Origin of the sequence: Actinopolymorpha sp. B11F2 (assembly GCF_040195635.1) — a bacterium.
GTDB lineage: Bacteria > Actinomycetota > Actinomycetes > Propionibacteriales > Actinopolymorphaceae > Thermasporomyces.
Genome location: NZ_JBEFTX010000022.1, coordinates 90,945 through 107,553 on the forward strand (window position 1 = coordinate 90,945; position 16,609 = coordinate 107,553).

At 65.3% G+C, this 16,609-nt stretch carries 15 protein-coding genes and 2 pseudogenes; 9 read left to right on the plus strand and 8 right to left on the minus strand.

All coding sequences use genetic code 11. The features are described 5' to 3' along the window. Window positions 1-207 precede the first annotated feature (207 nt). The gene (locus tag ABN034_RS29940; RefSeq protein WP_349694337.1) at window positions 208-930 is read left to right on the plus strand and encodes a class I SAM-dependent methyltransferase; all 723 of its coding nucleotides are present in this window, start codon (window positions 208-210) and stop codon (window positions 928-930) included. Window positions 931-1,105: 175 nt separating this feature from the next. After that, entirely contained in the window at window positions 1,106-1,384 is a 279-nt protein-coding gene (locus tag ABN034_RS29945) for a hypothetical protein (RefSeq protein WP_349694338.1), read from the plus strand. A gap of 3 nt (window positions 1,385-1,387) precedes the next feature. Here the strand turns inward: ABN034_RS29945 and ABN034_RS29950 are convergent, their stop codons facing one another. Both ABN034_RS29950 and ABN034_RS29955 read right to left on the minus strand, forming a co-directional pair. Further along, complete coding sequence (locus tag ABN034_RS29950) at window positions 1,388-1,762, minus strand: hypothetical protein (RefSeq protein ID WP_349694339.1); 375 nt, start codon at window positions 1,760-1,762, stop codon at window positions 1,388-1,390. 209 nt (window positions 1,763-1,971) lie between these two features. Further along, window positions 1,972-2,148, minus strand: coding sequence for a hypothetical protein (locus tag ABN034_RS29955; RefSeq protein ID WP_349694340.1), 177 nt, complete (start codon window positions 2,146-2,148; stop codon window positions 1,972-1,974). A gap of 92 nt (window positions 2,149-2,240) precedes the next feature. On the opposite strand from ABN034_RS29955, the gene ABN034_RS29960 reads away from it, so the two are divergent. Next, entirely contained in the window at window positions 2,241-3,035 is a 795-nt protein-coding gene (locus ABN034_RS29960) for a VOC family protein (protein WP_349694341.1), read from the plus strand. Window positions 3,036-3,351: 316 nt separating this feature from the next. Further along, entirely contained in the window at window positions 3,352-4,848 is a 1,497-nt protein-coding gene (locus ABN034_RS29965) for an IMP dehydrogenase (protein WP_349694342.1), read from the plus strand. A gap of 1,000 nt (window positions 4,849-5,848) precedes the next feature. On the opposite strand, the gene ABN034_RS29970 is transcribed toward ABN034_RS29965, so the two are convergent. From ABN034_RS29970 to ABN034_RS29980, 3 genes and pseudogenes are all read right to left on the minus strand, one after another. Continuing rightward, the gene (locus ABN034_RS29970; protein WP_349330842.1) at window positions 5,849-6,148 is read right to left on the minus strand and encodes a helix-turn-helix domain-containing protein; all 300 of its coding nucleotides are present in this window, start codon (window positions 6,146-6,148) and stop codon (window positions 5,849-5,851) included. Next, entirely contained in the window at window positions 6,145-6,498 is a 354-nt protein-coding gene (locus tag ABN034_RS29975; protein ID WP_349694343.1) for a type II toxin-antitoxin system RelE/ParE family toxin, read from the minus strand. Before ABN034_RS29975 ends, ABN034_RS29970 begins: the two co-directional genes overlap by 4 nt. A 1,164-nt stretch (window positions 6,499-7,662) precedes the next feature. Further along, a pseudogene (locus ABN034_RS29980) lies at window positions 7,663-9,104 on the minus strand (ISNCY family transposase). A 233-nt stretch (window positions 9,105-9,337) separates the two neighbouring features. Here ABN034_RS29980 and ABN034_RS29985 point away from each other — a divergent pair. From ABN034_RS29985 to ABN034_RS30005, 5 genes and pseudogenes are all read left to right on the plus strand, one after another. Then, window positions 9,338-10,411: pseudogene (locus ABN034_RS29985) on the plus strand (IS4 family transposase); the annotation flags it as partial. Between the two features lie 189 nt (window positions 10,412-10,600). Next, entirely contained in the window at window positions 10,601-10,759 is a 159-nt protein-coding gene (locus ABN034_RS29990) for a hypothetical protein (protein WP_349694345.1), read from the plus strand. A 278-nt stretch (window positions 10,760-11,037) separates the two neighbouring features. Then, window positions 11,038-11,697 (plus strand): helix-turn-helix domain-containing protein, encoded by a 660-nt coding sequence (locus ABN034_RS29995; RefSeq protein ID WP_349694372.1) that lies wholly within the window; start codon window positions 11,038-11,040, stop codon window positions 11,695-11,697. Next, window positions 11,697-12,359, plus strand: coding sequence for an integrase core domain-containing protein (locus ABN034_RS30000; protein ID WP_349694346.1), 663 nt, complete (start codon window positions 11,697-11,699; stop codon window positions 12,357-12,359). Before ABN034_RS29995 ends, ABN034_RS30000 begins: the two co-directional genes overlap by 1 nt. A 15-nt stretch (window positions 12,360-12,374) precedes the next feature. Further along, window positions 12,375-12,566: a hypothetical protein gene (locus tag ABN034_RS30005; RefSeq protein WP_349694347.1), complete on the plus strand. Its 192-nt coding sequence runs from the start codon at window positions 12,375-12,377 to the stop codon at window positions 12,564-12,566. Between the two features lie 59 nt (window positions 12,567-12,625). Here ABN034_RS30005 and ABN034_RS30010 read toward each other — a convergent pair whose 3' ends face one another. The 3 genes from ABN034_RS30010 to ABN034_RS30020 all read right to left on the minus strand — a co-directional run bounded on the left by ABN034_RS30010 (window position 12,626) and on the right by ABN034_RS30020 (window position 16,595). Continuing rightward, a complete protein-coding gene (locus ABN034_RS30010; RefSeq protein ID WP_349694348.1) occupies window positions 12,626-14,062 on the minus strand; it encodes an arylsulfatase in 1,437 nt (478 codons plus the stop codon). 132 nt (window positions 14,063-14,194) lie between these two features. Further along, a complete protein-coding gene (locus ABN034_RS30015; protein WP_349694349.1) occupies window positions 14,195-15,409 on the minus strand; it encodes an ROK family transcriptional regulator in 1,215 nt (404 codons plus the stop codon). 82 nt (window positions 15,410-15,491) lie between these two features. Then, entirely contained in the window at window positions 15,492-16,595 is a 1,104-nt protein-coding gene (locus ABN034_RS30020) for a mandelate racemase/muconate lactonizing enzyme family protein (protein WP_349694350.1), read from the minus strand. Window positions 16,596-16,609: the final 14 nt, after the last annotated feature.

A 16,609-nucleotide genomic window follows, 5' to 3' on the forward strand; every position in this document is an offset into this window, starting at 1 on the left:
CCCACTGGGGCTCGATCCGTCATCGTGAACACGATCCGGACCTGCCGAGACACCCTGACCAGGCACACCGTCCTCATGCTCCCGATGTCGTCGCGCACGGTGGGCGAACTGCCAAGAGCTGGCCGAACGATTACTCCACAGGTCCCGCTCAAGCCGAGGGGCGGAACGTGCTCATCAGGGGTGTCGCTCAACAGCTGGTGCCCGTTCTTGACCCTCATTGAACCGCCCGTTGTTGCACGTGGGATGCACGCATGGCACGTCCGGCGTAGCGTGCCGCCCATGACTCGTGATCTCGGTGAGGTTGTGCAGGCGGGCTACGACCAGGCGGTTGATCAGTACGAGCGCCTGGAGCAGGCGGATGAGCAGTGGCCCCGGTCTCGGTGGCTTACAGACCTTGAGCGCCGCCTCGATCCCGGCTCGTCGGTACTTGATCTCGGCTGCGCCACCGGTGTGCCCGTCGCCGCCCGACTAGCCGAGTCGTACCGAGTTACCGGCGTTGACATCTCCCCGGTTCAGATCGAGCAGGCCTCCAGGAACGTTCCTGAAGGCGAGTTCACCTGCGTCGACCTTCAAACCGTCACGTTCCCCGACGGGAACTTCGATGCCGTGGTCTCCCTCTACACCTTCGACCACGTGCCACGAGAACAGCACATCGACCTGCTCAACCGCATAAGGGGATGGCTTCGCCCCGACGGCCTCCTGCTGCTGAGCATTGAGGACCGAGACGAGCCGGGAACCGTCGCCCAGTGGCTCGGAGTAGACATGCACTTCAGCATGTTCGACGCCGACACTACCCGTCGACTCGTGCTCGACGCGGGGTTCACCACCGAACGGACCGCAGTCGAGGACCAGATCAAGGGCCAGGTAGAGATCCCGTACACGTGGATCCTGGCACGCAGACCGGTGGAGGCAGCCCGACACACGACTTAGGAGCCCATCCTCGGTTGTCCAGATCGGTTCAGGCTTGCCCGTTCGTGCTGTAGCAGAGCCGCTGACGACACCCGATTGTGCAGGCCAGTCCAGGATCGTCCAGCTGCCTATTGCACGCAGGTTGCACGCAGGCCCAACGCTCGCCAGCCGACTTAGTGGTGGAATCCTTGCCCTCGTGACGCACTACTTCCGTCGCCGATGGGAAGAGCCGCGCGGTGACGAACACGATGACTGGGGGCACTCGGACTGGTACTTCGAAGTTGGCGATGACGGCTGGGTGAGCCGCCAGGTCGAGTCCTACGATGGTGGACCGATTCTTCGGTACGACCTCGAGCACCAGGAGGATGAGTACGGCGGCCTGTCCGTAGTGCCCTTGGACGTAGACGAGTTCGAGCCGTTCGAGATATCACGCGAGGCATTCGAGGCCGTCTGGCGGAAGATGGGTGTCGGTTGACTGTCAGGCGTGGTCGTCCAGCCAGCGACTGATGGAGGGTGCCTGCTGCATGCGTTGAACGGCGTCGGTCTTCTGGGCGAGGGTGAGGGTCTCAGGCTGTTGGGCGAACGTGGTTGGTAGGACGTCCAGAAGGCTGAGGACATGCATGTCATCGTTCATAGTGAGGAGCGCCTCACAACGCCACTGCGGGGAGACGTCGGGTCGGTGCTTAAGGATGTGTACGAAGGCCGGCAACAGGTAGTGGATTGCGTCGGGAGCCAGGTGCCGACGCAATTGTTCGGGCGGTAAGCATTGGCTGAATCCGAGGTCTACGGCCTTGTCCTCCAATTCGAGCAGGCATGCGCTGTTTACGCCAAGGACTGTGCGCGGCAGATCCATGACTGTTGATCAACTCCCTCCGGTCGGTTCGGCTACACCACGGCTGTCAGATCCGTAGAGGCAGGCAACTCGATCGCGACCTGCTCGTTCTCGCTCAGTTGGTCGTCGACCAGGTGCTCGTCGTCGCCAGATGTTGCAGCTCGTTGGGGTCAAGCTGGGGTCAGTCCGAGTGAAGCATTACGAGTGGGTTCTCGGTTCTCGTGCGCAGGTCACCCCTCGATCCGGACGTCGCTGACCGTGGACTGCTGCTTGTAGGTGTTGGCTGTCGAGCGCTGGTGCGGGCCATTCGGGGGCACCTCGTGGGCATCGTCCGGTCCGGGGACTCTCAGCTTGGGCTCCACCACGCCGGGATGAGCCGCGACCACTTGATCACGAGAGAAGGACACGCTCAGTAAGGCTTGTGCCGACCATGCCTTGTCAGCCCAATTGCGGGCCACGGCCGCACTTGCCACGGGCTACGGCGCGGTACCAGGATGCCATGGTGACTTTCGAAGTCGAGAACTTCAATGTCGTGTTCGCCTGCCCTGGCGACTCGACAGAGAGCTACGACGCGGGAGCGCGACCCATCGCGACCTTCTACGCCGAACTTCTCGGGATGCTGGTCACCAGGGAAGACTGGTTCATGATCTCCAAGCAGGACAAGATCGGCCTGCACCTAGCGTTCGGCGACGGACCAATCGACTACCAGCCACCGCGTTGGCCAGATCCGGAGCATCCGCAACAGGTTCATCTGGACTTCCCTGTAGGTGATCTACACGCCGCGGACGATCTGGCGATCAGCCTAGGCGCCACTCGGTTGCAGGACGCGGGCGATTACCGGTCGTACGCTGATCCGATCGGCCATCCCTTCTGCCTCTACCGCGATCCCACCGGAGTCGAACCGTCGGAACGTCCGCTGTCCGGCAAGGTCGGCCGTGTCGTCTTCGACTGCTTCAGCCCACGGGCGCTCGCCGCCTTCTACGCCGAGCTGTTGGACATGCCCACGCGGGAGCTGGATACGCCGGAACGCGTGGTCATCAGTCGAGGCGACGCCCACGACTACGACCTCATGGCACAGCTTGCGTTCCAGCACGCGCAGTCCCCTGCGCCACGCTGGCCCGACCCGGCATACCCGCAACAGGTCCACCTCGACATCTGGGTCACAGACCCGAAGCAGGCACAGAACCTGGCGTTACGACTCGGAGCAATCCGACTGCCCGACATAGGCGGCAGCGCCCCAGTGTTCGCCGACCCTGCCGGCCACCCCTTCTGCCTCTGCTCCGACGGCTCGTGAACGTCGAGGACCCCAGCCTTGCAAAGGCATATTCGGGTCCCACGCTGGGCTGAGCGTCGACTGATCCGGCGTCCGTGCCGCGCTGGCGTGACCGCTGTTGACCGTGCGAGGCCGTGATCGTCTGCACCATCTGGCACGCAAGTGGCACGAGCGAGCAGCGGACCGCCAAGGCTTGTCACGTTCAGGTGAGCGCAGGCTGACGTCTCGATGGCGACGTGTGGCTCGTCCGGTTCCACCTCGGGTTGCGCCTCGACCACCGCGATTGCGACTCGTGGGGGGATCCTCCAATCAGACAGGCCCGGATCGGGAGGAATGAGTGGCACAGATCGTTGCCGGGGTTTCGAGGACGTTCAACGAGTACCTGCTCCTGCCGAACCGGACTGGCGTCGGTTGCTCACCTGAAGCCGTCGATCTGCGCACGCCCTTGGTGCGGTACCGGGTTGGTGCGGCGTCGGCGATCGAGCTTGGTTCTCCTTTCACGTCGGCGATCATGCAGGCGGTCAGCTCTCCGGACCTAGCGATCGCGCTCGCACGCAACGGCGGCCTGAGCTTCCTTCACCACAACCGACCCATCGACGAGCAGGCCTCGGACATCCGGAAGGTCAAGAACTTCAAGGCGGGCTTCGTCACCAGCGACACGAATGTGCGGCCACAAGACACGCTGAGGCATCTGGTTTGGGTCATGCGCCACACTGGCCATGGCACTGCCGCGGTTACGCACGATGGAAGCGCTGGTGGTCGACTGCTCGGCTTGGTGGCCTCCCGCGACTTCCATCCCGATCGACATGACCTCGATGTTCCCGTTGTCGACAGGATGACCGCCATCGCCGACCTACCGCACGCAGGTTCTGACCTCACACTCTCCGAGGCCAACTCACGGCTGTGGGAAGAGCGCCTTGACTGCCTTCCGGTGGTCGACGCCGATGGTCACTTGCGGTCTTTGGTGTTCCGCTCCGACTACGAGGACAACAAGCGCTACCCGAACCAGCTCGTAGACACAGACAAGCGTCTGCGCGTTGGTGCGGGCGTGAACACCCACGACTACGAACAACGCATTCCCGCACTCCTGGACGCCGGGGCAGATGCCCTGTGCTTCGACAGCTCCGACGGCTACAGCGACTGGCAGGCACAGGCCCTCACCTGGGCAAAGAAGCACTACCCGGAGATCCCCGTCGGTGGTGGGAACATCGTTGACGCAGACGCGTTCAACTTCCTCGCAGAAGCGGGCGCGGACTTCATCAAGGTCGGCGTGGGGGGCGGCTCCATCTGCATCACCCGCGACCAGAAGGGAATCGGCCGAGGCCAGGCCAGCGCAATACTCGATGTCGCCGCGGCCCGCGACACCTTCCGCGAGCGCACCGGTGAGTATGTGCCGATCTGCTCCGACGGCGGACTCGTGCACGACTACCACACGGCGCTGGCGCTCGCGATGGGATCAGACTTCGTGATGATGGGACGCTACTTCGCCCGCTTCGACCAAGCACCCGGGGCGAAGCTCCCCACCAAGGACGGCTTCGTGAAGGAGTACTGGGGCGAAGGCTCCAACCGCGCCAGCAACTGGAAGCGCTACGAACAGGGCGGCCAAGGACTCATCTTCGAGGAAGGCGTCGACGGCTACGTGCCGTACGCCGGCGACCTCAACGACGGCCTCGCGGTCACCATCGCGAAGATCAAGGCCACCATGATCTCCTGCGGCGCCACGAGTCTGCCAGAACTCCAGGCCACCGCTCGACTGACCCTCGTGTCTGAACAGAGCTTCCAAGAAAACCACGCCAGCGTCGCTGTACGCGACACTCCAACCACCGCCATCTGAGGCGGCGATACATGTACCGGGTCTCTCGTCGAGGGCTGCTCTCCCATCGGTCGGACAGCTTGCCCGTACCCGGGTTCTGTGCAGGGCGCCAGGCTCGACGAGTCGACCGTCAGGCTTGGCCTGGCGCCCTGCACAGGTTCCGGCTAAGCCGCTTGCGGTGGCCGTCCGATGGGACAGGAGCCCGGAGCTGCCCTCCCTGAGGGAGGATCGGGGTGCGGGGCGCGGAGCCCTGCGGTGTTCGTTGAGTGAGTCACCACGGCTTCCGCCCGGCGAGCCCGAGGACGGCGCCCCGGCGTCGCCCCGCAAGGGCGGCAGCCGGGCGGTGCGCCGCGTCAGCGGCGCCTTGACCCAGTACAGCCAGAACCAGCAACACAGCCAGCGGGCGCGTGGATAGCCGGCCGGGCGTTCGACCCCGCGCATTCCCCGCAACTACCCGTTTGCGGCCGCAAGTTACTGCACACGGCTGGACTCGTAGACGATCACTGCCGACGTCGGGACGGCCCAGCAGACCGGCTCTGACCTGCGAAAACGCTGGTGAGCGGAGAGCGTGGGATTCGAACCCACGTGGCGGGGGGTTACCCCGCCTAGCGGTTTTCAAGGGGGATGTTTCGCCGCATACGCCCTGCAGGTTCGTCGATCAGCAGCGAACTCCGCCGCAAATACGTCGAAGGACCGGCCGCGGCACTGGCAGCCGGCCGTGGACGGCCGGATCTGCGACGAGCCAGCTCGTGTATCCACCGAACCGCTGCAAGCAGTGGGCGCAGGCTCCTGGCCACAGGCAACACGCACCGGCAGCCGTATTGCCCGTCGGGTCCCTTCCCCACCTCAAGGGCAACCCGGCGAGCGCCCGTTTACAGGAGGGCCGTTAGCTGTCGTACGGACTGCCCCACGCTTGCTGACCTGGACGTTCGTCTGTCAATCCTGTGATGCGAGGCACTCGCAGACGGTATTTCATTGACAGAGCCATTGACAGACGTGAGTACCGGCGGGGGTATTGCGGTTACGCGGCCGACGGCTTGGGCTTGAAGTTCACTGCAAGCTCGACGTCGAGCGCGTGGGCGATTCGCTCGAGCACAGGCAGGGTGGGGACGGTACCGCCGGCTTCGAACCGGGCGACAGCGGATTGGGTCATGGACGCTGCCCGGGCCAGCTCGCTCTGACTCCAGCCGCGCTGCTCACGTAGCTGACGGACCGCGGCACCCAGCTCAAACGCTAGCCGGGCAGCCTCGTAGGCCGCTTCTGCACCCGGCTCGGCCATCCGCCGGTTGCGGATCTCCGCCCACTCGGTTCGCCCGCTCACCGCTCCTCCTCAGCTTCGACCGTGTGCGCCTCGGCCACACACCGCGCCCACGCTCGCCTTGCCCGGTCGATCTCCCGATCCTCCCGCATCCGGGTCTTACGGAACACGGTCAGCAGGATGATCCGCCGACCGGGCGCGATCCAGTACGTGATCCGCACCGCGTCCCTCTCCAGGTGGAACCGCAGTTCCCGAAGCTTCCCGTCCAGCTGCCTGGTGTACGGCTCTTTCAGCTGCGCCCCCTGCGCGGCCAGCAGATCAACATAGAACGCCGCACGACCAAAATGCCCACCCGACAGCTGCTCCAGCCACTCCCGGACCTCCGGTTCCAGCTCCACACTACCCCAAGCCATAGCAATGATGCTATGGGGTCTTGGGATCGCCGTACAGTCAAGATCGGGTAAGCAGCGCCGGCGATAGCGGTGCCTGGTGGCCAGAAACCTCCGTCAACGCGGTTGCAGACGCGTGGACTGATTGCCTTCGGTGCGTCCACACGTAAGGGCGTCCGCGCCCCTCCCGCACCCGTTCTTGCACCGCGCCTGACGGCATGCGGCGCGTCGAGAGCAGCTGATGACCGAGCCGATCAACGCCGCCTGACGGGTGGTGGCGCCGATGCTGGCTGGTGAGGCCGATCGTAAGCACTCCAAGACACACGAATTAGGAACCCATGCTCTCTTGTCCAGATCAGTCCAGGCAGTGCTGTTTCAGGCGGCCAGGCAGGCGTCCAGAACTCGTTGTTCGGAGCGGTCCAGATCCGTCCATGCCGCTATTGCACGCGGGTTGCACGCCGACCTTCTGTTCCGTAGAGGCAGGCAGGTCGATCGTGGGCTGCGCTTTTCCGCTTCGGAGGTCGTGGGCCTGGTGCTCATCGTCGCCTGGCGTAGCAAGTCGTTGCGGTCAGGCTGGGGTCATCTTGGGGTCAGCGCGCGTTCGATGCGCTTAACCGTCTGCGGTCGTGGCGTGACGAGGTAGTGCCCGCAGAATCCAAGTAGCTGCGGCTCCGGAACTCACGCCTCCCAAGAAGACGCCACAGAGCAAGCTCCACCATGGGGTGCTAGGCATAAGGCACATCAGTAACGGGGTTCCGTCCGGCGTAATGACGTCGTTGCAGCCAGGCGGGGCAAAGAACTGCATGTACACGAAGTCAGCGAGCCATCCGCCTCCGCTCGCTCCGAGGATAGCGGCAATCGCAACGATGGCGATCGACACTACGCGGGGCATGTGCCCTCCCGAGTCGGCAGAGGTGCCCTAGCCTAGCGATTCCGTGCCAGGCTACTCCTCGACCGAGTGCAGTCAGCGATCTCCTCCCGGCGCCGTGAAGGCGGCCAACCACTCTTCTCCGTCGTCCTCGCAACTAGCCAGATTGAGGTCGGAGCGGAACGGGTCAAGAGTCGAGCTTGCTCGATCGCGAAGCAATGCCGCGTAGTTACTTCGACCTGAAAACGCTGAGCCTTGGTGAGCAGGTGCTGGCGGTCTGTCGGGGTTGGGTGGCGGCGTGCTCCTGCGATGGGTGCTTGTCATGCTGCCAGGGTGCTGATCTTGACCAGGTTGTGTGTCAGGACGCCCGTGGCCGATCCAGATCATGGCTCCTTCGGTGCCATCGATCTGGGTGCGATCCCAGCCGTATCCGCGTTTGAGGGTGCTGATTCTGCCTTCGATGCCGGTTCGCCATTTCACGGTTCGTCGGAACGCCGGGCGATGTTCGTGGGCTCGCCGGGCGGCTGAGGGTTTGCCCTTGCGGGGGATGACGACGTTGCGGACGCCGAGGTCGGCCAGGTCGTCCTCGACGGCCTTCTCGCCGTAGCCACGGTCTGCGGTGACGGTGCGGGGTGGGCGTCCGGCGCGGTTGCGGATCCGGTCCACGGCCGGCGGGAGTTGGGGTGCGTCGGCCGGGTTGCCGCGCTCGACGATGTGGTCGACGATCACGCCGTCGTCGCCTTCGACGAGCTGGGCCTTGTGCCCGAACTCCACCGGCTTGCCGAGCCGGCCATTGGCGATCGGCCTGGCGTCGGCATCGTGCAGGCTGACCCGCCGAGTCGAGTCATCTGGTGTCTGCCCGGCAAGTCGCTGTCGGGTCTGTGCGGCGACCTGCCTGGTCGCGGCGATCAGGCCTGTCAGATCGTCGATGGCGCGGACCAGTCGTCCTCGTCGACGTCCTGTGGCCGCGTCGTGCTGACCCTTGGCCTGCTGGGCCCTGGCCTTGGTGCGTGCCCGACGCAGCGAGCGTTTCGCGTTGACCAGCAGCCTTTCAGCCTCGGTGGCGGCGGTCTCGGCCAGATCGGCCAGCTCCCGGTCACCCGCCGCACCGCTGCCAAGGCCTCGTCCCGACCGGCGGCGCTGCGCGACCGCAACCTGAACCCGATGGCGTGCGCCCGATTCCCCGCCGCACGGGACCGGTCCCGCAGGCTGGTGCGAGTCGCCCCGCCGGCGGCCTGGATCCGCCTTTTCGTGGCCGCGATCCGACCGATCGCCTTCGCCAACAGCCCCGAGTCGGTCGGGTAGGCCACGTTGGACGGCACCACCGTCGTGTCCGCCCGCAGCTTCGTGGTGCGCAGCACTTTGGTCTCGGTCGCCTTGGCCAGCGGGCCTCGTTCAGCCCCTCCACGGCCGCCGGGCCACAGCGCGTGGTCAGCTTCATCAGAGTCGTCGGATGCGGCACCGATCCCTCCAGGCCGATTCGGCAGAACCGCCGCCAGGTGATCGAGTCGCTCACCTCCCGGCACAAGCTCTCATAGCCAAGCCGATAGCGGAACTTCAGGAATATCAACCGCAGATAAGTCTCCATCGGCGTGGACGGCCGACCGATCCTCAGATCGAAGTACGGCACGAACGGCACAAAGAACGCTGGATCATCCAGCAGCGCATCGACCCGAGCCAGCTCCCCGGGAAGTCGCAGCAGCTGCTCCGGCAACACCGACTCGAACAATGACGGCTGATCGCCTACGGTACGAAAAACGATGGCCTCGATCCCTTCTAGCCCAAGGGGTCGGGGCCATCCTTCCGTTCCACAGGCGGCCGCTCACGCACCGCCACGCGCCGACTTTTTCAGGTCGAAGTAGTTAGGCGATCCTGTGTGGTGTCAACGTCTTCGGCTGTGGCGTGTCGTTGTCGGCATGGCGAGCAGAAATGGGCACGGAGCCCCTGTAACCAAGGGGATTGTCAAGATCACCTGGTTTCGCAGGAGCTCCGCGCATGTCCGATTCTGCCACCGTCACCGTGTCGCGTTCCATCACCGCCGCCCCGGGGGTCTTCGCTCCGGGCCACCTGGGCGAGCTGACGCAGTACCTGCCGTTCGAACTGGTCGACGACGTGCTGAAACAGACCAGGGCCGTGGAACACAGGTTGCGCGTCCTGCCCTCGAGGGTGGGGGTGTACTTCGTGCTCGCGCTGGCGCTGTTCCCGCGCCTGGGATACGCGCGAGTGTGGCAGAAGCTGACCGCCGGCCTGGCAGGCATGTCAGTGCCGAGTCCGTCGGAGAAGGCGCTGCGTGACCTGCGTCGCCGGCTGGGACCGACACCGCTGAGGGCGGTGTTCGAGGTGGTCGCCGGGCCGCTGGGCCGACCGCAGACGCCTGGGGTGTGTTACCGCGGGCTGCGCACCGTCGGCTTCGACGGCTGCAACTCACTCCGGGTCCCCGACACCGCGCCGAACCGGTCCTGGTTGGGCCGGATCCGCTACCGGATGGGGTTCGCCGGATACCCCACAGTGCGGTTGATGGCCCTGGTCGAGACCGGAACCCGCGGCCTGCTCGGTGCCAGCCTCGGCTCAAGCACCGACCGCGACGAGCCGAGGCTGGCGCGGCGGCTGCTACCGCTGCTGGGACCGGGCATGCTGGTCCTGCTCGACCGAGCCTTCGACGCCACCGGCTTCCTCACCGACCTGCACGGCACCGGCGCACACCTGCTGGTGCGGTCCAAGTCCACCCGCAAACCGCCGGTCCTGGGGCACCTGCCCGACGGCTCCTACCTGTCGACCCTGAACGGACTGGCGGTGCGGGTCATTGACGCCGACCTCGCCGTTTCTGGCGCCGACGGCAGCCATCTGGTCGAGCAGTACCGGCTGATCACCACCCTGATCGACCACCACCAGTACCCGGCCCTGGAGCTGGTCCGGCTGTACCACGAGCGCTGGGAGGTCGAGATCGCCTTCCTCGCCTTGCGCCACACCATCCTGCAGGGCAACGTGCTGCGCTCAGGCGATGAGTACGGCCTGCAACAGGAGATCTGGGCGCTGCTCACCCTCTACCAGCTGCTGCGCATGGCGATATCGTGGCCGCGGTAGCGACGCGGCACCTCCCGCTACCGCGGCCACGACCCCCTCCGGCCGGAGGCCGCGACTGCCATCACCGCGATCGACATCACCCTGCACACCCCAGGCCTGACCGAGCGACCTGCCCACAGGCGAAAGGCATCGGCACCTACCAGTCCCACCCGAAGACAACGCATCACCGCGATCATGAACACCGAAAGACACCGCAGCTGGAGCGGCCGGGAACTCGCCGACCGACTCGGCATCAAACCCCGCGTCATGCTTACCCAGTTGGCCGAATGGACCCGCTACGGCTTCCTCACACGCACCGGGCGCGGCACCTACGCCCAACCCGAACCGCAATGAACACCGAGGACGTTGACACCGCACAAGATCGCCTAACTACGCGGCATTGGATCACATAGTGACGCCGCAGGCGCCATTGAGGGCCGGAGTGGAGGCCGCAGACTGGCGTGCGAGGAGGGCGGGACGGTCAGACGACCGGTGACCCCAGCCGATTGTCGACGGCTCTGTGAAGTCCTTCGCTCGTCCGCCCGCGAGCCCGAGGACGGCGCCTCGGCGAGTGTTCCGCGGGGCGTCGCTGATGAGGGAGGCCGGGATTGGTGCTGGTTGCGTTGTCGGTGGTGGAGCAACGTCTGGATGCGGTGCGGGCGGTTCTTTCGGGTTCATCGGTGACGGAGGTGGCTGCGGCGGCTGGTGTGTCGCGTCAGTCGCTGCATGCGTGGATGGCTCGGTATCTGGCCGATGGTGTGGCGGGTTTGGCGGATCGTTCGCATCGGTCGGGTTCGTGTCCGCATCAGGCTCCTGCGGCGGTGGAGGTGCTGGTTGCGGAGATGCGGCGGAAGCATCCGCGGTGGGGTGCGAAGCGGATCTGGTTGGAGTTGTTGAAGAAGCCGCCGGAGGGTCTGGTGTTGCCGTCGACGAGGACGATCAACCGGATCCTGACCCGGCAGGGGCTGGTGGTGCCTCGGCGGCGGAAGCGTCCGCGTGGGTCGTATCGGCGGTGGGAGCGGCCCGGTCCGATGCAGCTGTGGCAGATCGACATCGTGGGCGGGGTGATGCTGGTCAACCCGGCGACCGGGGAGCTGCGGGAGGCGAAGGTGGTCACCGGTGTGGATGACCATTCCCGGTTCTGTGTGATGGCGGCGGTGGTGGAGCGGGCGACCAGTCGGGCGGTGTGTTTGGCGTTTGCCCAAGCCCTGCAGCGACTCGGCGTTCCCAACGAGGTGCTCACCGATAACGGGAAACAGTTCACCGACCGGTTCGGTAAGGGCGGGAGGTGATGTTCGACAAGATCTGCCGCAAGAACGCCATCACCCATCGGCTGACCCAGCCGACCTCGCCGACCACGACCGGCAAGATCGAGCGGTTCCATCTGACTTTTCGACGTGACCTGCTCGACGACTGCGGCCCGTTCGAATCGGTGGAGGCCGCCCAGGCCGCGATCGACGGGTTTGTGGTGCAGTACAACACCGACCGGCCACACCAAGCACTCGACGACCGGACGCCTATCAGCCCTGCCGACCGGTTCTCCCCGGCTCCAGATGAGCAGCGGGAGTTGCTCAAGCTGTGGACACCGCCGACACTCGCCCCAGCCCCACCGGCCGCTGCCCACGAACCGGCTGGTCCCGTGCCTGAACCGGTGTTGACGACGGCATCGTGGGCGGGTGGTCCGATCGGGTTCGACCGGGTGGTGCCACCCAGTGGGAACCTGCAGGTCGCCGGCCGGCAGTTCTGGCTCGGGCCGGTCCGGGCCGGCATGGTCGTCCGGTTCTGGACCGACGTCGACCTGATCCACCTGCTCATTGCCGGTGCGAGGGTCAAGGCCGTCCGTTCCCACCTCACCATCAACGACCTGGCCAGGCTGGCCGCCGAAGGCGCCGTCAACGCCGGACCCTCCCCACTGCCACCAGCCGAACGCAAAGGCGGCGCGGTAGAGATCTAACGGATCGTCTCCCGCGTGGGCATCGTCTCGCTGGGCTGCAGACAGATCCTCGCCGCCGAAATCCTCGCCGGCCGCCGGGTCGGCATACGCGTCGAGGCAGCCACGCTGATGTTCTACGACCTGGAAACCCGCGAGCTGCTCCGCACCCGACCCAACCCGCTCACCACCGCGAGATCCGCGGTTCCTGGCAGTGTCGCCCGCACCTAACCCAAGGATGAAAGGGCTCGTCCGACACGATGAGGATGACGTTTGGCGCAACGGTTGGTTCAGCCATGATCAAGCCAGGTCCGGGGTGCTCGGCCCGTCACGAGACCGGCCGCGTCGACGTAACCCTCCTCGCGCCCGCGCAGCTGTTCGACCAAGAGGCCGCGGAGGCGGTCCATGTCGGACGAGCAAGCGGGGTCGGCGGCCAGATCGTGACACTCCTTCGGGTCCGCGGCCAGATCGAAGAGCTGCTCTTGCCCCGAGTGCGACCACCAGATGTACTTCCACCGATCGTCGGCGATCCAGTGCAGCGTCTGCTGGAAGTGGGGGTGCTCGCCGTGGAGATGGTCTCGCCAGGACGCGGCTGGTGGATCGGCCAGCAGCGGTAGAACGCTTCGCCCTTCGACCGTGCCCGGAGGTTTCAGCCCGGCGGCGTTCAGCAACGTCGGCATCACGTCCCGCAGTTCGACGATCTCGTCCCGAACCTGGCCCGCTTCGATGCCGGGACCACTGAGGAGGAAGGGAATCCTGGCCGCCCCCTCGTACGGCAGGCCTTTCTGGAAGAGATTGTGTTCGCCGAGCATCTCACCATGATCAGAAATGAAGCACACGATCGTGTCCTCTGCCAGTCCGAATTCGCCGAGGATCTCGAGGAATCGGTTGATCTGGAGATCGAGATGTGCCAGGTGCCCGTAGTACCCCGCGCGGGCACGATGCAGGACCGCCGGCTTCATCCGCGCCGCGAACGGGTTGTGTCGCCAATCCTGGTAGTAGGGTTCCAGCGCCTCCACCCAATCTCCGACGACCGGGTGGTACGGCTCTTCGGCCAGGTATTGCTCATACGCCCACGCCGGTGGATCGAACGGCGGATGCGGGCGGTCGAAGGAAAGGTAGAGAAAGAAAGGACTCCGCGGATCGCGTCGATAGAGCCATGACATCGCTTGGGTGACGGTCCACGAGGTCGGATGCCAAGCCTCCGGCTTGTCCCAGGGCCGCGCCACCATGGAGTTGCTGTTGACCCCGTTGTCGCAGAAGTCCTCCACCGCGCTTGCGCCGGCCTGCATCCGCAGCCAGGGAAGGTAGTCGTCGAACTCCTCGTACGGCCGCTGCCGCTTGCGGACGTAGTGTAGGTAACCATCGTGCAGGATCACATCGTCGAAACCGAGCCTGGTCCGCTCGGGATAGACGTGCATCTTTCCGATGGCCTGCGTCTGATAGCCGGCGCGGCCGAACTCTCCTGCCATCGTGGTCGAGTAGTCCCAGGGACGGCCGTTCTCGAAGCCGATGCGCCGATGTGACCGCTGCGACAGGCCGGTCATCAGCGCGGCTCGGGCCGGGATGCACGTCGGAGTGGCCGAGTAACCCCTACGGAAGCGGGCTCCTCTGGCGGCGAGGGCGTCGAGATGTGGCGTATGCACCAGCTCATGGCCGTCCGCAGACAGGCAGTCTCCGCGCCATTGGTCCACGCAAATCAACACAACATTCGGCTGGTCAGCCATGGAGCCCCTCCATCGATTCAGGTACTTCGGTCAGCTCCGTCTCGCCCCTCGCCCAATCGCGTTGGGGGAGCTATGCGGATCCAATAAATCTGATCTGTGCGTATCGATCAAGAACGTCGGGTGCGCTGACGATCAGACGAAGGCAAAGGGGTCGGCGTAGAAACGGTCGAGAACCGAAGTCGCCGCCGCGATTACTGGTGCGTTGTCGTCGAGGGCACTCGGTGTGATCATTCGATCGGCGTCGAACCCGGACCGAGCCCATCGGCGAGCCTCAGCCCGGACTTCGGCTAGGTGTTCCGGCACTCGCAGCGGTGTGCCGAAGAGGATCACCTGGTCCGGCGCCATCATGTCGTGCACGATGGCGATCGACTCACCCACAGCGCGGGCACGATCCCGCAGTAAGTAGTCGGCAAGCCGATCCCCTGCTTTGGCTTTGGCGATCAGGTCACCCAGCAAGTGCCCTGGCAGAAGCACCCCTTCGCGTTCTGCACGTCGTACGATCGCGAGGTCGCTAGCCACGGAGGTCGCGCATCCGGACCGGCCACACTGGCACGGCACCAGCGCTGGTCGCGAGAGTGGAAGGTGCGCGATGTCACCGGCGCCTTCATCTCGTCCGTGATAAACCCGTCGATCGACCACGATGCCGGCACCGATCACGTTCCCGACATAGACATGCAGGAAGTTGGGAACTTTGAGTGCGGCGCCAAACCACATTTCAGCGCGGGCCAGCGCTCGCTCGGTCGAGTCGACGCGGAGCTTGCCGGGAAACTGGCCATCGGCGATCGCCGCTACGTCCACGTCGGTCCACCCGAGCAATGTGTGTGCGCGGACGACGCCATGCCGCGAGTCGACCCGGCCGCCAGTCGCGAAGCCGGTGCCGATGATCCGCGCTGGACTCTTGGCTGTCATCTGCTCGATCGCTTGCGATGCTTCGCGGACGACCAAGCTTGGATCGAGGCGTCCATCGTGCTCCACTCGCATTGTCTGGTCTACGAGTGAACCCCGCAGGTCAACCAGTCCGATGGTCGTCCAGCGCAACCCCACATGGATTCCTACGACATGAAAGCGATCAGTCGACAAGTCGAGCGGGACCCGCGGTCGTCCCCCTGCGCCTCCAACCAGGCCGGGCAGTTCACGCAACAGCCCAGCTTTGGTGAGCTCGCCGGTGATCCGCGTGGTGGTTCCGGAACCCAGCGACAGCATCCTGGCCAGATCGACCCTGGGGGTTGGACCGTGTTCGAGTAGCACCCTTAGCAGTGCGGCGACATTGTGACGGCGTACGTCGGAGCGGCCAGCCGCCATGCGCGCGGGCTCAACTCCAGTCTCTCGGGTCGCGATGCGCGTCATCGTCTCGTATTACCCCGCATTACCTCGTGTCGCTCATGGTAATCACTGACTGCGAACGCCAACGACCAGGGATTGACCATGATCAATACCACCCGGGGTGATCGAGGTTGAGTTGGAGGCCGACACCAGGCCGCATCGGCAGCTCCAGAGCACCATCGCACGGGGCGGGCTCTGGCGGCAGTGTGACCGCCGACCGGTCGACGTCCTCGCCGTAGATGTACTCCACCAGCGTGAAGTCGGGATGGATGGTAGACAGGTGGGCGGATACCGCTGTGCTCACCGGGCCGCAAGGATTGTGGTAGGTCAGCTCGACACCACTGACCCGCTCTGCCAGTTGTTGGAGCTGAACCGGACCGGCCGTGTACTTGGGGTCGAGAAGCAGAACCCGGAGGTGCCCGGTCGACAGCGCTGCCTCGATCTCCTCATGGGTAGACAAGGCTTCACCACCAGCGATGGGTGCCTTCGTGCGAGCCCCCAGCCACCGCATTGCGTCAGGGTCGGTGACGTCTACCGCGTCTTCGAGCCAGGCGATCCCCAGCTCGTCGAGCTGCGGTATGGCGTTCTCCAGCTGGTCGTGGCTGAGGTGATGATGAACGTCTACCATCAGGTCGACGCTCTCGCCGATGGCATCACGGACCGCTCGCACGATCGCCACTCCAGTGTCGACGATCGAGAGCCCATGCAGCACTGGCCCGTCAAAGGGCGCCACCTTGACCTTGCGATGACCATCGGCCACAGCCTGCGCCGCCTTTGCGGCGAGGTCGACCGGACGTCGTTGGCCGGCACTGCGGTTGAGGTTGGCATACACCGGCACGCGATCACGGCGCGTGCCGCCAAGCCACTGCCACAGCGGAACACCTGACGCATGCGCGGCGATATCCACCAGTGCCATCTCCAGACCACCCAGGATCGTCCGCTGCATGAACTGTCGCCGCGGATCGGCAACTGCTGCGCATGCTTGCCTGAGCTGCGTCGTAACAGCGTCGCGATCGGCGATCGCGTCGATCCCACGCAGCGGGCTAAGCACCTCTCGCACCGCTGAGGGGACCATCTCCGGCCACATGCTGTCCGAGCACTCGCCAGTGCCAACCAGCCCGTCGTCGGTCGACACCTCGAGGAACATCCAGGTCGAGCGCTGCGTCGCCGCCAGGCGTCGCAGCCTGACGTTCGTGATCCGACTGCCCATGGACGTCGCCTCCC

Bases quoted from the DNA above. Each gene is read 5' to 3' on its own strand.
- ABN034_RS29950 (WP_349694339.1), bottom strand. From the start codon at position 1,762: ATGGATCTGCCGCGCACAGTCCTTGGCGTAAACAGCGCATGCCTGCTC.
- ABN034_RS29960 (WP_349694341.1), top strand. From the start codon at position 2,241: ATGGTGACTTTCGAAGTCGAGAACTTCAATGTCGTGTTCGCCTGCCCT.
- ABN034_RS29975 (WP_349694343.1), bottom strand. From the start codon at position 6,498: ATGGCTTGGGGTAGTGTGGAGCTGGAACCGGAGGTCCGGGAGTGGCTG.
- ABN034_RS29990 (WP_349694345.1), top strand. From the start codon at position 10,601: ATGAACACCGAAAGACACCGCAGCTGGAGCGGCCGGGAACTCGCCGAC.
- ABN034_RS30000 (WP_349694346.1), top strand. From the start codon at position 11,697: ATGTTCGACAAGATCTGCCGCAAGAACGCCATCACCCATCGGCTGACC.
- ABN034_RS30010 (WP_349694348.1), bottom strand. From the start codon at position 14,062: ATGGCTGACCAGCCGAATGTTGTGTTGATTTGCGTGGACCAATGGCGC.
- ABN034_RS30015 (WP_349694349.1), bottom strand. From the start codon at position 15,409: ATGACGCGCATCGCGACCCGAGAGACTGGAGTTGAGCCCGCGCGCATG.
- ABN034_RS30020 (WP_349694350.1), bottom strand. From the start codon at position 16,595: ATGGGCAGTCGGATCACGAACGTCAGGCTGCGACGCCTGGCGGCGACG.